At 65.9% G+C, this 13,290-nt stretch carries 17 protein-coding genes; 13 read left to right on the forward strand and 4 right to left on the reverse strand.

What is annotated here, in order from left to right:
• Nucleotides 1-20: 20 nt before the first annotated feature.
• Together RS899_RS20935 and RS899_RS20940 are read right to left on the reverse strand one after the other, a co-directional pair.
• The gene (locus RS899_RS20935) at nucleotides 21-491 is read right to left on the reverse strand and encodes a cupin domain-containing protein (protein WP_315807980.1); all 471 of its coding nucleotides are present in this window, start codon (nucleotides 489-491) and stop codon (nucleotides 21-23) included.
• Complete coding sequence (locus RS899_RS20940) at nucleotides 491-946, reverse strand: flavodoxin (protein WP_054908685.1); 456 nt, start codon at nucleotides 944-946, stop codon at nucleotides 491-493. Before RS899_RS20940 ends, RS899_RS20935 begins: the two co-directional genes overlap by 1 nt.
• 144 nt (nucleotides 947-1,090) lie before the next feature.
• On the opposite strand from RS899_RS20940, the gene folM reads away from it, so the two are divergent.
• The 7 genes from folM (at nucleotide 1,091) to RS899_RS20975 (ending at nucleotide 5,581) form a co-directional block, all read left to right on the forward strand.
• Nucleotides 1,091-1,816, forward strand: a complete 726-nt coding sequence (folM, locus tag RS899_RS20945; RefSeq protein ID WP_315807981.1) for a dihydromonapterin reductase — start codon at nucleotides 1,091-1,093, stop codon at nucleotides 1,814-1,816.
• A 32-nt stretch (nucleotides 1,817-1,848) separates the two neighbouring features.
• On the forward strand, nucleotides 1,849-2,409 hold the full coding sequence (gene folE, locus RS899_RS20950) for a GTP cyclohydrolase I FolE (RefSeq protein WP_054908683.1): 561 nt from the start codon (nucleotides 1,849-1,851) through the stop codon (nucleotides 2,407-2,409).
• A gap of 1 nt (nucleotide 2,410) precedes the next feature.
• Complete coding sequence (folX, locus tag RS899_RS20955; protein WP_017519088.1) at nucleotides 2,411-2,782, forward strand: dihydroneopterin triphosphate 2'-epimerase; 372 nt, start codon at nucleotides 2,411-2,413, stop codon at nucleotides 2,780-2,782.
• A gap of 126 nt (nucleotides 2,783-2,908) precedes the next feature.
• Nucleotides 2,909-3,220 carry a DUF1244 domain-containing protein gene (locus tag RS899_RS20960; RefSeq protein WP_054908682.1) on the forward strand — a complete coding sequence of 104 codons (312 nt, stop codon included), beginning with the start codon at nucleotides 2,909-2,911 and terminating at the stop codon, nucleotides 3,218-3,220.
• Between the two features lie 12 nt (nucleotides 3,221-3,232).
• Nucleotides 3,233-3,571, forward strand: coding sequence for a HopJ type III effector protein (locus tag RS899_RS20965; protein ID WP_024762690.1), 339 nt, complete (start codon nucleotides 3,233-3,235; stop codon nucleotides 3,569-3,571).
• Nucleotides 3,572-3,759: 188 nt separating this feature from the next.
• Nucleotides 3,760-4,536, forward strand: coding sequence for an ABC transporter substrate-binding protein (locus RS899_RS20970; RefSeq protein WP_064979868.1), 777 nt, complete (start codon nucleotides 3,760-3,762; stop codon nucleotides 4,534-4,536).
• A 13-nt stretch (nucleotides 4,537-4,549) separates the two neighbouring features.
• Nucleotides 4,550-5,581 (forward strand): histone deacetylase family protein, encoded by a 1,032-nt coding sequence (locus RS899_RS20975; RefSeq protein ID WP_233298994.1) that lies wholly within the window; start codon nucleotides 4,550-4,552, stop codon nucleotides 5,579-5,581.
• A gap of 173 nt (nucleotides 5,582-5,754) precedes the next feature.
• Here RS899_RS20975 and RS899_RS20980 read toward each other — a convergent pair whose 3' ends face one another.
• Entirely contained in the window at nucleotides 5,755-6,684 is a 930-nt protein-coding gene (locus tag RS899_RS20980) for a LysR family transcriptional regulator (RefSeq protein WP_315807982.1), read from the reverse strand.
• 210 nt (nucleotides 6,685-6,894) lie between these two features.
• Between RS899_RS20980 and RS899_RS20985 the strand changes: the two genes are divergently transcribed.
• From RS899_RS20985 to RS899_RS21010, 6 genes are read left to right on the forward strand one after another with little or no spacing between them, the layout of a single operon-like run.
• Nucleotides 6,895-7,557, forward strand: a complete 663-nt coding sequence (locus RS899_RS20985) for an amino acid ABC transporter permease (protein WP_054908678.1) — start codon at nucleotides 6,895-6,897, stop codon at nucleotides 7,555-7,557.
• On the forward strand, nucleotides 7,554-8,315 hold the full coding sequence (locus tag RS899_RS20990; RefSeq protein WP_233298992.1) for an amino acid ABC transporter ATP-binding protein: 762 nt from the start codon (nucleotides 7,554-7,556) through the stop codon (nucleotides 8,313-8,315). The genes RS899_RS20985 and RS899_RS20990 overlap by 4 nt, the downstream gene beginning before the upstream one ends.
• Before the next feature lie 54 nt (nucleotides 8,316-8,369).
• On the forward strand, nucleotides 8,370-9,698 hold the full coding sequence (locus RS899_RS20995) for an aspartate aminotransferase family protein (protein ID WP_315807983.1): 1,329 nt from the start codon (nucleotides 8,370-8,372) through the stop codon (nucleotides 9,696-9,698).
• The gene (locus tag RS899_RS21000; RefSeq protein WP_315807984.1) at nucleotides 9,695-10,375 is read left to right on the forward strand and encodes a CoA transferase subunit A; all 681 of its coding nucleotides are present in this window, start codon (nucleotides 9,695-9,697) and stop codon (nucleotides 10,373-10,375) included. Before RS899_RS20995 ends, RS899_RS21000 begins: the two co-directional genes overlap by 4 nt.
• Nucleotides 10,350-11,003 (forward strand): 3-oxoacid CoA-transferase subunit B, encoded by a 654-nt coding sequence (locus RS899_RS21005; protein WP_315807985.1) that lies wholly within the window; start codon nucleotides 10,350-10,352, stop codon nucleotides 11,001-11,003. The genes RS899_RS21000 and RS899_RS21005 overlap by 26 nt, the downstream gene beginning before the upstream one ends.
• 14 nt (nucleotides 11,004-11,017) lie before the next feature.
• Nucleotides 11,018-12,211 (forward strand): thiolase family protein, encoded by a 1,194-nt coding sequence (locus RS899_RS21010; protein WP_315807986.1) that lies wholly within the window; start codon nucleotides 11,018-11,020, stop codon nucleotides 12,209-12,211.
• Nucleotides 12,212-12,274: 63 nt separating this feature from the next.
• Here the strand turns inward: RS899_RS21010 and trxB are convergent, their stop codons facing one another.
• Nucleotides 12,275-13,219 carry a thioredoxin-disulfide reductase gene (gene trxB, locus RS899_RS21015; protein ID WP_315807987.1) on the reverse strand — a complete coding sequence of 315 codons (945 nt, stop codon included), beginning with the start codon at nucleotides 13,217-13,219 and terminating at the stop codon, nucleotides 12,275-12,277.
• Between the last annotated feature and the right edge of the window lie 71 nt (nucleotides 13,220-13,290).

Consider the following 13,290-nt stretch of genomic DNA (forward strand, 5'->3'; position numbering starts at 1 on the left):
GAGCTTGCTCGCGAAGCTCTTCAGAGCAGCTGCGGAAACTCGCCGGCCAGCTTCGGCCATTCCCGCTGCGCCTGCTCATCATCGGCCAGCAGCTGGAACCCGGCGAACTCGAATGCCGGCGACACGGTACACCCCACCAGCACGTAGTCTCCCAGGCAGCGCGCCGCCTGCCAGGCATGGGCGGGCACGGCGCGTTGCGGCAAGCTGCCCTCGCCCACCGGGCCGAGGGTTTCGATGCGTACGGCAGACTCCGGAGCGTCGGCGATCAGCAACTCCAGCGGCGAGCCCTCGTGGAAGTGCCAGAGCTCGTCGGCATCCACGCGGTGCCAGCGGCTGACGGTTCCCGCCGGCAGGAGGAACAGGATGGCCGACGATTGCGGCCGGCCATCGGTACCCTTCAGCCGCGACTCGAACACACGTCGGTAGAAGCCGCCCTCGGGGTGCGGGGCGAGCTGCAGCGTGTCGATCAGCTGGCGGGCGCGGGGATGCATCAGGCCTTCAGCGCGGCGATGAATTCGCCCAGCCACGGCTCGGAGTCGGTCTCCTGGTCCACCGTCTCGCTGCCGTCCAGGCGCAGCATCGGCACCACTTCCCGTACGCCCAGCTCGACGAACAGTTCACGCACCTGCTCGCCACCACCGCAGTAGGTGTCGCCATAGCTGGAATCGCCCAGCGCCAGCACGCCGCCGGGGCAACCGCGCCATTGCGCGGGCAGGCGATCACGGATGGCATGGAACAGCGGCTGGAAGCTGTCCGGCAGATCGCCCATGCCAGTGGTGGAAGTCACCACCAGGAAGGCCTCGGGAGAAAAATCGATCACCGCATCCAGGGTGGCGCGCGGGTCGAACCAGGCCTCGAAGCCGGCGGCCTCGAGCAGGCGCTTGGCGTGACGGGCGACTTCTTCGGCGGTGCCGTAGACCGATCCGGACAGGATGGCGACTTTCATGTTCACTCCCACAAGGCAATACAAGGCCGCCCATTATGCCCCATCCGTGCCGCACCGCGCCGGGGCTGGTATAGTTTTGCCCTACCCGGCCGCTCGGACATTGTCCATCGCGGCGCTTCCCCTGTGGATTTTCGCGAGGCGTGCATGGGCCAGACCCCAGCCCCCATCCTGATCACCGGCGCCAGCCAGCGCATCGGCCTGCATTGCGCGAAACGCCTGCTGCAAGACGGCCAGCCGGTCATCGCGACCTATCGCCAGGAAAAACCCGGCATCGCCGAACTGCGCGAACTGGGTGCCACCTGCCTGCACGCCGAACTGGCCGACGAGGCCGGCATCCTGGCCTTCATCGACGAGCTGAAGTCCCGCACCAACCGGCTACGCGCGATCATCCACAACGCCTCGGCGTGGATCTCCGAGCAGCCCGACGAAGAGGCGCAGGCCTTCGAGTCGCTGTTCCGCGTGCACATGCTCGCGCCCTACCTGATCAACCTGCGCTGCGCCGAACTGCTCGAGCGCGACGCCGCCGGGCGCAGCGCCCCAGCCGACATCATTCACCTCAGCGACGACGTCGCCCGCAAGGGCAGCGCCAACCGCATCGCCTACTGCGCCAGCAAGGCCGGCCTGGACAACCTCACCCTGTCCTTCGCCGCCAGCCTCGCACCGCGCATCAAGGTCAACGGCATCGCGCCGGCACTGATCATGTTCAATCCCGGCGACGACGCCGAGTACCGCGCCCGCACCCTGGCGAAATCCGCCATGGGCATCGAGCCCGGCCCGGACGTGATCTACCAGAGCGTGCGCTACCTGCTCGACAGCCCCTACGTGACCGGCACCACCCTGACCGTCAACGGCGGCCGGCACCTCAAATGACCCGCCCGGCGCGGGCACGAGGAACTCCCACCATGATCGAAGACCTGTCTCACCACTACCGTGAGATTCTCCTCGGGCTCGGCGAAGACCCGACCCGCGAGGGCCTGCTGGACACCCCCAAGCGCGCGGCCAAGGCCATGCAGTACCTCTGCCACGGCTACGCACAGACGCTGGACGAGATCGTCAACGGCGCGCTGTTCGCCTCGGACAATGACGAAATGGTCATCGTCAAGGACATCGAGCTCTACTCGCTGTGCGAACATCACCTGCTGCCCTTCATCGGCAAGGCCCATGTGGCGTACATTCCCACCGGCAAGGTGCTGGGCCTGTCGAAAGTGGCGCGCATCGTCGACATGTTCGCGCGTCGCCTTCAGATCCAGGAAAGCCTGACCCGGCAGATCGCCGAGGCCGTCCAGCAGGTCACCAGCGCCGCTGGCGTGGCGGTGGTGATCGAGGCGCAGCACATGTGCATGATGATGCGCGGGGTGGAGAAGCAGAACTCGGTGATGAACACCTCGGTGATGCTCGGCGCCTTCCGCGAATCGACCAATACCCGCCAGGAATTCCTGCAACTGATCGGACGGAGCAAGTGAAATGACGCAACTGCAGCCGGGCATGGCGCGGATCCGGGTCAAGGACCTGCGCGTACGCACCTACATCGGCATCAAGGAAGAGGAAATCCTCAACAAGCAGGATGTGCTGATCAACCTCACCATCCTCTACCCGGCCGGCGACGCGGTGCAGGTCAACGACATCGACCACGCGCTGAACTACCGCACCATCACCAAGGCGATCATCGCCCACGTCGAGGAAAACCGCTTCGCCCTGCTCGAGCGCCTGACCCAGGAGCTGCTCGACCTGGTCATGGCCAACCCGGCGGTACGCTATGCCGAGGTGGAAGTGGACAAGCCCCACGCCCTGCGCTTCGCCGAATCTGTGTCCATCGCCCTCGCCGCGCAACGCTGAAGGCCGCCCAAGCACCTGCACGCCCGTGCCAGTCGGCCAACGGGCGTTGCTGGCAGATCGCCCGCCTCTTAGAATCTCGCCAGCCCCGCCATGCGCCTCTGAAGCGCCTTTGTTGAGAGACCTGCCATGACCGAGCCGATGAACCTGACCGACGAGCAACGCACGGCGCTCGAAGCCGCCGCGTTCCGCACCCTGGTGCAGCACCTGCGTACCCGCAAGGACGTGCAGAACATCGATCTGATGAATCTTGCCGGGTTCTGTCGCAACTGCCTGTCCAAGTGGTACAAGGCAGCGGCCGACGACATGGGCCTGGAAGTCAGCCCGGACCAGGCCCGCGAAGAGATCTACGGCATGCCTTACGCCGAATGGAAGGCCAAGTACCAGACGGAAGCGACCCCTGCCCAGCAGACGGCCTTCGATAACGCGAAGAAACACTAAGAGTTTGCCTTGATGACCCTCACCGATTTTCGTGTGCGCCTGCGCAGCGAGCAGCACCTGTTCACCGACACCCTGGCGTACATCGCCGAGCACTACAGCTACAGCCCCAGCGCCTTCACCAACGGCAGCGTGGAAAACCCCGCCGGGCAGAACGAGGGCTCCTGCAAGACCCTGGGCTTCGCCATTCTCGAAGGCCTGAGCCAGGAAGAGAGCCTGCTGGCGTTCGGTGAGCACTACCGCGCCGTGCGCGAGCACCCCGAAGGCACCGATCACGCCAACATCCGCGCCCTGCAGGTGACTGGCCTGGCCGGCGTCAACTTCGAGCGCCAGCCGCTGTCGCGCCGCGGCTGAGGCGACTCGCTCGATGAAAAAGCCCCGCCGATGCGGGGCTTTTTCTTGGCCGGGAAGAACGCAGCGACTCAACACCGCGGGTGCTTAGCCAAACGACTCATGTGATTGAAAAACAACATAGATTGACGCGAAAACAGGCGATTGGAACACTCCCCGGCGACTTCACTTGACTACCGGGAGCTCCGCCAATGACAAGAACAATGCGCGCCCTGGCCGGTTGCCTGCTGCTGGCATCCGCCTGTCTCACCCCGCTTGCCGCCCAGGCCGGCGACCTCGATGGCATCAAGCAGAAAGGCGAACTCAGCTTCGCCCTCACCGGCAAGTACCCGCCCTTCAGCTTCATCGACATCGACGGCAAGCTGCAGGGCTTCGACGTCGACATCGGCGATGGCATCGCCCGGCGCCTGGGCGTGACGGCCAAGCCGGTGACCACCGCCTGGGACGGCATTGTCGGCGGCCTGCTCGCCGGCAAGTACGACGCCATCATCGGCAGCCTGGCGATCACCGACGAACGCCTGAAGGCCGTCGACTTCTCCGAGCCCTACTACCTCTCCGGCGCGCAGTTGTTCGTGCGCAAGGACAGCCCGCTGCAGAGCATCGACGAGATGGACGGCAAGGTCATCGGCATTACCCTGGGCGAGACCTACGAAAGCTGGCTGCGCGAGCACAAGCCCAACGTCACGCTGAAAACCTACAAGGGCCTGCCGGACATCCTCCTGGACCTGCAGAACAAGCGCATCGACGGCTTCGTCACCGACAAGATCGCCGGCCTGCTGACCATCCGCGATCGCAACCTCAACGCCCGGCCGGCCGGCGAGCTGCTCTACCCTGAAAAGATGGGCATCGCCGTACGCAAGGACAACCCGGAGCTGAAGGCGGCGATCAACGCGGCACTCGCCGATCTCGACAAGGACGGCAGCTACAAGGGCATCAGCGAGAAATGGCTGGGCACCGACATCCGTTGAAGGACATCGCGCAATGTTGACTTACTTCCACCCCGACCAGTACCTGCACCACCCCCGCACCTACCTGTCCCGTGGGCAGATGCGCGTACCGCAGGAAATCCCCGAGCGCCCGCGGCGCCTGCTGCAGGCCGTGGAACGGCTCGGCTTCGAGCTGCGCCAGCCGGATGACCACGGTATGCAACCGCTGAGCGCCGTGCACAGCCCGGAGTACCTGCGCTTCCTCGAAGAAGCCCACAGCGAGTGGAAGGCTACCGGCCAGGACTGGGGCGACGAAGTGATCTCCAACGTCTTCGTCCGCGAGCCCAACCCGCTGCGCGGGATTCTCGCCAAAGCCGCACGCTACCTGGCCGATGGCAGTTGCCCGGTCGGCGAGCAGACCTGGCGCGGCGCCTACTGGTCGGCACAAAGCGCAGTGGCCGGCGCACGCGCCCTGCTCGACGGCCAGCCCGAGGCCTATGCACTGTGTCGTCCACCGGGACACCATGCACGCCGCGATGCCGCTGGTGGCTTCTGCTACCTGAACAACGCCGCCATCGCCGCCCAGGAATTGCGCAAGGGCCATGCGCGCGTCGCCGTGCTGGATACCGACATGCACCACGGCCAGGGCATCCAGGAAATATTCTACGAGCGGGACGACGTGCTGTACGTGTCGATCCATGGCGACCCGACCAACTTCTACCCGGTGGTTGCCGGCTACGAGGACGAGCGCGGCACTGGAGCCGGCCACGGCTACAACGTCAACCTGAGCATGCCCCACGGCTCGCCCGAGTCGGTGTTCTTCGAGCGGCTGCGCGAGGCCATCGCGGCCCTGCGCCGGTTCGAACCCGAGGTACTGGTGCTGTCACTGGGCTTCGATATCTACGAGCTCGACCCGCAGTCCCAGGTCGCGGTGACCAGCGAGGGCTTCAATCGTCTCGGCCAGGCCATCGGCGAACTGGGCCTGCCCACGCTGATCGTGCAGGAAGGCGGCTACCACCTGGAGAGCCTGCAGGAGAACGCCGAGCAGTTCTTCAACGGCTTCCTCGCACCCCGGCGCACTGCATGAAGCCGCAGCGGGCGGCCCCGGCCGCCCGCTTCAGAACCTGTTTACGATCTCGCGAGCTAGAGCAGAACAAGGCGAAATCGGTTGAGGGAGCGGAGTTTACTTGCAGTAAATGAGCATCCCGAGACCGATTTCAACGCAGTTATGTCGACGCGCAGCAGATCGTAGACAAGTTCTCACGCCGCCGGCAGGCGCAACGCCCCGGCACAGTCCTCGCGCTGCTGCATCGCCTCGACCACCTGCGCCAGCGCTAGGCGCACATCGCCGATCAGCCGGTTGCTCTTCAGCTCCTGCTTGTACACCAGGTAGAAGTTGAACCACTGCTCCAGCGCGAAGGGGCGGCTGACCAGCTTGGGGTTTTCGCACAGGTCCGCGGCGGTGATGGCGTTGACCAGGCTCAGCCCGCCGGTCATCTCGATCATTGCGCCCATGCTCGACAGGCTCGACTGCAACTCGTGGCGCAGCAGACGGCGCAGGCTGTTGTCGCGGTAGATCAGGTGGTCCGACTGGATCGGCTTGATCAGCGTCTGCCCATCGAGGTCGGTCAGTTCCAGCTCGGCCTTTTCTGCCAGCGCACTCGCCGACGGCATCAGCACGCGCATGCGTGCCGCCACCATCGGCGCGAACAGCAGGTTGGGCTCGTGCACCTCATAGGACACCAGCGCCATGTCCAGCCTTCCAGCCTCCACATCAGCAATCAGCCGGCCGCTGGCCGCCACATCCAGTGACACCGCGATCCCCGGGTGTGCCTGCAGGTAACGCTGCACCAGGGCCGGCCCGAAGCGATGCCCCAGTCCCGGCGCGCAACCCAGTTTCAGCGACGCCACGCCGCTGTCCTGGAGGACGAACAAGTCCTCCTCGATACGCGCCAGGTTGCCCATCAGCAGGATCGCCTCGTTGAGCATGTAGCGCCCTGCGGCAGTGATCTGCAGGCGCTGGTTCTCACGGGCGAACAGGCGAATCTTCAGCGACTCCTCCAGCCGCGCCAGCGCATGGCTGACAGCCGACTGGGTAAGCCCCAGCTGCACCGCCGCCTGGCGCGTCGAACCGGTGGTGGCGATGGCGTGGAAGATTTCCAGATCGCGCAGGCTGAACTCGGTACGCATGGTCGGGAACACCCTGGCCGGTCAAATGATGAAAAAAGATCATAAATTGACGCTGTTTTTTGTCAATGCAAGACTCGCCACGTGTTCTCGAACAACCGAAACCCTTTCAGAACAGGGGTCTTTGACCGAACACCTGGGTATTAAAATAATTTGTAGGAATCACCATTCGTTCCCCGCGTTTGGCTCCCGACACCCATCCCGAGAATAAGAATGTTCGACTTCAACCTTGTGCTCCATTACCTGCCGATGCTGCTCAAGGCAGCCGGCGTTACCGTCGAGCTGACCTTGCTGGCCATCGTCTTCGGCCTGCTGATCGGCCTGCTCGCCGCCCTCGCCCGCCTGTCCCGGCACCGCGCCCTGCGCTGGACCGCCGCCGGCTACATCTGGCTGATCCGCTCGACGCCGCTGCTGGTCCAGTTGTTCATCATCTACTTCGGCCTGCCGCAGTTCGGCTTCGAACTGTCGCCCTTCACGTCGGGCGTGATAGGCCTGGCGCTGAACGTCGGCGCCTACAACGCCGAGACTATCCGCGCCGGCATCCAGGCGATTCCTCTCGGCCAGGTCGAAGCCTCGCGCTCGCTGGGCTTCGGCACCGCGCGGACCATGCGGCTGATCATCCTGCCGCAAGCGTTCAAGCTGATCGTCCCGCCGCTGGGCAACAACCTGATCATCCTGATCAAGGACACCTCGCTGGTGTCCACCATCACCCTGGCCGAGCTGTTCATGCGCACCCAGCAACTGGTCGGCGCAACGTTCAAGCCGTTCGAGCTGTATTTCGCCTGCGCGCTGATCTACGCGCTGCTGACCACCATCACCAGCCTGCTGCTGCAACTGTTCGAGCGGCGCCTGCTGCTCAAGGGAGGACGGGCATGAGCCGCGCCGACGTACAAATCCAGCTGAAAGATATCCACAAGCACTACGGCCCGCTGGAGGTGCTCAAGGGCATCGACCTGGACGTGCACAAGGGCGAGGTGATGGTGCTGATCGGCCCCAGCGGCTCGGGCAAGAGCACCCTGCTGCGCTGCGTGAACATGCTCGAACAGCCGACGCGCGGCGAAATCCTCTTTCAGGACCAGTTGATCAACGACCGCCAGCGCAGCCATCGCGCGCAGGAAAAGTACCTCAACAGCCTGCGCATGAAAGTCGGCATGGTGTTCCAGCACTTCAACCTGTTCCCGCACCTGACCGTGCTGGAGAACATCACCATCGCCCCGACCCAGTTGCAGGGCATCGACCCGCGCCAGGCGCGAGCCGAGGCCGAGGAGCTGCTGGAAAAGGTCGGCGTGCTGGACAAGCGCGACGTCTACCCCGGCAACCTCTCCGGCGGTCAGAAGCAACGCGTGGCGATTGCCCGCGCCCTGGCGCTGAAACCCGACGCGATGCTGTTCGACGAGCCGACATCGGCGCTCGACCCGGAAATGGTCGGCGGCGTGCTCAACGTGATGGAGAGCCTGGCCCGCAGCGGCATGACCATGATGGTGGTCACCCACGAAATGCGCTTCGCCGAGAAGGTCGCCGATCGCGTGGTGTTCATGGCCGACGGCAACATCGTCGAGCAGGGTACCCCGCAGGAAGTGTTCCGCGCGCCACAACAGCAACGCACCCGCGCGTTCCTCGCCGACATCGGCTGATACGCCCAATCCAGCGCGCACGCCACGGCGGGCGCCGACAATCAGGGGATTCGCATGTCCGACTACCTGTTCTACCAATCCGCGGTGCGCCTGCCGACCGTCTCCCACGCCCAGGGTATCTACGCCTGGGACGAGCACGGCCAGCGCTACCTGGACGCCTGCTCCGGGGCCATCGTCGCGCAGCTCGGCCATGGCCATCCGGCAGTGCGCGAGGCGATGCTGGCGCAACTGGACAAGGTCGCCTTCGCCTACCGCACCCAGTTCGAGAACCAGCCGGCGCTGGACCTCGCCGAGCGCCTGGTCAACCTCACCGGCCAGCGCTTCGACCGGGTGTTCTTCTCCTCGGGCGGATCCGAGTCGGTCGAGTCGGCGCTGAAGATCGCCCGCCAGTACTGGTATGCCAAGGGCGAAGCGCAGCGCCGGGTGTTCATCAGCCGCAAGCCGGCCTACCACGGCTCGACCATGGGCGCACTGGCGATGACCAGCTACACGCCGCTGACCCAACCCTTCGAGCCGATGTTCCAGCACTACCCGAAGATCGCCTCGCCGACCCAGTACCGCGTACCCGCCGGCCTGAGCGCCGAGGCCCACGCGATTGCCTGCGCCGACGAACTGGAAGCGGCCATCCTGGAAATCGGCGCGCAGAACGTCGCCGCCTTCATCGCCGAACCCATCGGCGGCGCCAGTACCGGCGCGGAAGTGCCGCACGACGCGTACTTCCCGCGCATCCAGGCGATCTGCAAGCGCCACGGCATCCTGCTGATCCTCGACGAAGTGATGACCGGCATCGGCCGCACCGGCCGCTGGTTCGGCTACGAACACTGGGACGTGCAGGCCGACATCCTCTGCCTGGCCAAGGGCCTGGGCGCCGGCTACTACCCGGTGTCGGCAGTGCTGACCCGCGCCGAACTGACCGACCCGATCCTCGCATCGGGCGGCTTCCAGCATGGCTACACCTACGCCGGCAACCCGCTGGCCAGCGCCACCGCACTGGCGGTGATCCAGGCCATCGAGGACGAAGGCCTGGTAAGCAAGGTCGCCGAGAACGGCGCCTACCTGCTGGAGCGCCTCAAGGCCCTTGGCGCACGCTACGAGTTCATCGGCGATGTGCGTGGCCGCGGATACCTGCAGGCCATCGAGTACGTCGCCGACCGCGACAGCAAGACGCCCTTCCCGCTGGCCGCCAACGTCAGCGACAGCATCACCCGCCTGGCTCGCGAGCGCGGCCTGATCATCTACCCGCGCCGTTCGTTGATGGGTGAACAGGGCGACCACACGCTGATCTCGCCGCCGCTGATCACTACCCGCGAACAGTGCGACGAAATCGTCGAACTGCTCGGCGCCACCTTCGACGCCTTCCAGGCGCAGCAGGCCGGCCGATGAACAAGCAGTGCACGCTGGAACAGGCCATCGCCGACATCGCCGACGGCAGCAGCATCATGGTCGGCGGCTTCGGTTCGCCCGGCACGCCGTTTTCTCTGCTGGAAGAACTCATGCGGCAGGGCAAGCGTGACCTGACCATCATCAAGAATGACGCCAACCAGGACGGTTACGGCGTGTCGCGGCTGATCGAGGCCGGCGCCATTCGCAAGATGGTCACCACCCACCTCGGCCTGAGTGGCGCCGCGCGCAAGGCCTACACCGCCGGGCAACTGGAAGTGGAGTTCGTTTCCCAGGGCCTGTTCGCCGAGCGTATCCGCTGTGCCGGCGTCGGCCTGCCGGCTTTCCTCAGCGACATCGAGATTCCCGAGGAGCTCGGCGAGCAGCGCCAGACGGTGACGCTCGAAGGCCGCCAGCTGTACGTCGAAACGGCGCTGCGCGCCGACTACGCCTTCATCGCCGGGCACCGTGCCGACCATGCCGGCAACCTGCAATACCACGGCAGCGCGCGCAACTTCGGCCCGCTGATGGCGATGGCCGCCGACCGCGTGATCGCCGAGGTCTACGACCTCAGCGAGCAGGCCCTGGCGGCCGACAGCATCCACACCCCCGGCATCTTCGTGCACCACCTGGTCGCCGTCACAAGGAGCTCCCATGAGTACCAGCCCATCCCTCGCTGACCCGCGGGAAATCATCGCCCGCCGGGCCGCCCGGGATATCCGCGACGGCCAGTTGGTGAACCTCGGCATCGGCCTGCCGACCCTGATCCCCGGCTACGTGCCGGCGCACATCCAGGTGTGGATCCACTCGGAGAACGGCATCGTCGGCGTTGGCCCGCAGGCTGACGCGCACAACCTCGACGCCGAACTGATCGACGCTGGCGGCGGCTACGTCACCGTGGTGCCGGGCGGCGCCATCGTCGACAGCGCCACCTCCTTCGGCATCATCCGCCGCGGCCTGCTCGACATCACCTTCCTTGGCGCGCTGCAGGTTTCGCAGCACGGCGACCTGGCCAACTGGCTGGTGCCGGGCAAGATCGTCGCCGGCATCGGCGGCGGCGCGGAGCTGGCGCAGAAGGCCCGCCAGGTGATCGTCACCATGCCGCACTGCGACAAGGACGGCCGCGCCAAGATCGTCGAACGCTGCGAGCTGCCGCTCACCGCGCGCCGCTGCGTGACGCGAATCATCACCGAACACGCGGTCTTCGATATCGAGGACGAGGGCCTGCTGCTGCGGGAAATCCTCGGCGACCTGAGCCTGGCCCAACTGCAAGCGATCACCGCGCCCTTCCGCGACGCCCGCCACTGACCCGGACTGCCACCATGACTTCGACTGCCTTCCCGGCTTACATCGCCGGTTACGCCCGTACGCCCATCGGCCGGGCCTATCGCGGTGCGTTCAACGACACCGATGCTCCGACACTGGCCGCCTTTGCCCTGCGCGCGCTCCTGCAACGGCACGACCTCGACCCGCACGCCATCGACGATGTGATCCTCGGATGCGCCCTGCCCGAGGGTTCGCAGTACTACAACATCGGCCGCATGGCGGCACTGGCGGCGCAGTTGCCGGTGCGCACCCCCGGCATGACCGTGGACCGCCAGTGCGCCTCCGGCCTGATGTCGGTGGCCATCGCCAGCCAGCGCATCCAGGCCGGCGACGCCGAGCTGATCCTCGCCGGCGGCGTGGAATCCATCAGCCTGGTGCAGAACCAGCACATGAACACCTACCGACGTCAGGACCGCCAGTTGCTGGAAGTCCTGCCCGCCGCCTACATGCCAATGGTCGAGACCGCCGAAGTGGTCGCCACGCGCTATGGCGTCAGCCGCGAAGCACAGGACACCTACGCACTGGAGAGCCAGCGACGCGCCGCCACGGCACAGGCCCAGGGTCTGTTCGAAACGGAGATCGCAGCGGTCCGCACCGTTCAGCGCATCGAAGATCGCAACAGCGGCGAACAGTCCTTCGTCGAGATCGACGTGGCGCGCGACGAATGCCCACGTCCCGCCACCAGCGCCGAAGGCCTGGCAGCGCTGTCGCCGGTGTTTACCCAAGGCTCAGTCAGCGCCGGTAACGCCTGCCCGCTGTCCGATGGTTCCGCCGCTTGCCTGGTGGTTTCCGAGGCGCAGTTGCAGCGTCACGGCCTGCAACCGCTGGGGCGCCTGGTCAGTTGCGTGGTGGAAGGCTGCGCGCCCGATGAAATGGGCATCGGCCCGGTGCCGGCGATCCGCAAGCTGCTGCAGCGCTGCCGGCTGAACATCGATGACATCGACCTGTGGGAAATCAACGAAGCCTTCGCCTCGCAGGTGCTGTACAGCGCGCAAACCCTGGGCATCCCGGCGGAGCGGCTGAACGTCAACGGCGGCGCCATCGCCCTCGGCCATCCCTACGGCATGAGCGGCACACGCCTGGTAGGTCACGCGCTGCTCGAAGGTCGTCGGCGCAATGCGCGCTACATCGTGGTCAGCATGTGCATTGGCGGCGGGCAGGGTGCAGCAGCGCTGTTCGAATGCCTCTGAGCCCGACAAAGAAAAAGGCCCCGCAAAGCGGGGCCCCTTCCTGCACGCCGGCTCTTCGGGCCGTTACAGGGAATCCAGGTAGCGCTCGACGTCCAGCGCGGCCATGCAGCCGGCGCCGGCGGACGTGATCGCCAGGCGGTAGACATGGTCGGCCACGTCGCCGGCGGCGAACACGCCGGGGATGCTGGTCGCCGTGGCATTGCCTTCGCGGCCGCCGTTGACCACCAGGTAGCCGTCCTTCAGCTCAAGCTGACCTTCGAACAACGAGGTGTTCGGCGTGTGGCCGATGGCGACGAACAGGCCGTCCACCTTCAGTTCCGAAGCCTGGCCATCGTTATGGCGCAGGCGCACGCCGGTGACGCCCATGGCATCGCCCAGCACCTCTTCCACCCGGGCATTCAGGCGCAGTTCGATCTTGCCCTCGGCGACGCGGGCACGCAGCTTGTCCTGCAGGATCTTCTCGGAACGGAAGCTGTCGCGGCGGTGCACCAGGGTCACCTTGCTGGCGATATTGGCCAGGTACAGCGCCTCTTCCACGGCAGTATTGCCGCCGCCCACCACCGCCACTTCGCGGTTGCGGTAGAAGAAGCCGTCGCAGGTGGCGCAGGCGGACACGCCCTTGCCCATGAACGCCTCTTCCGACGGCAGGCCGAGATAACGCGCACTGGCACCGGTGGCGATGATCAGGGCATCCGCGGTGTAGGTGCCGCTGTCGCCCTTGAGCACGAACGGCTTGCCGGCCAGGTCGACGCCATGGATATGGTCGAAGACGATCTCGGTCTCGAAGCGCTCGGCGTGTTCCTGCATGCGCTGCATCAGCGCCGGGCCGGTCAGGCCATGGGGGTCACCCGGCCAGTTGTCGACTTCGGTGGTGGTGGTCAGTTGGCCGCCGGCCTGCATGCCAGTGATCAGCAGCGGCTTGAGGTTGGCGCGGGCGGCGTAGACCGCAGCGCTGTAACCCGCAGGCCCCGAACCCAGAATGATGACGCGCGCGTGACGATCGGACATGACAGCCTCCAGTGCTCGGGTGAAGAGCGGGGTGCAAAAGAAAAGGGAGCTGCCAAAGCACCAGGGGGAAG

Origin of the sequence: Pseudomonas sp. C9-3, assembly GCF_032392015.1 — a bacterium.
Classification (GTDB): Bacteria; Pseudomonadota; Gammaproteobacteria; order Pseudomonadales; family Pseudomonadaceae; genus Pseudomonas; species Pseudomonas nitroreducens.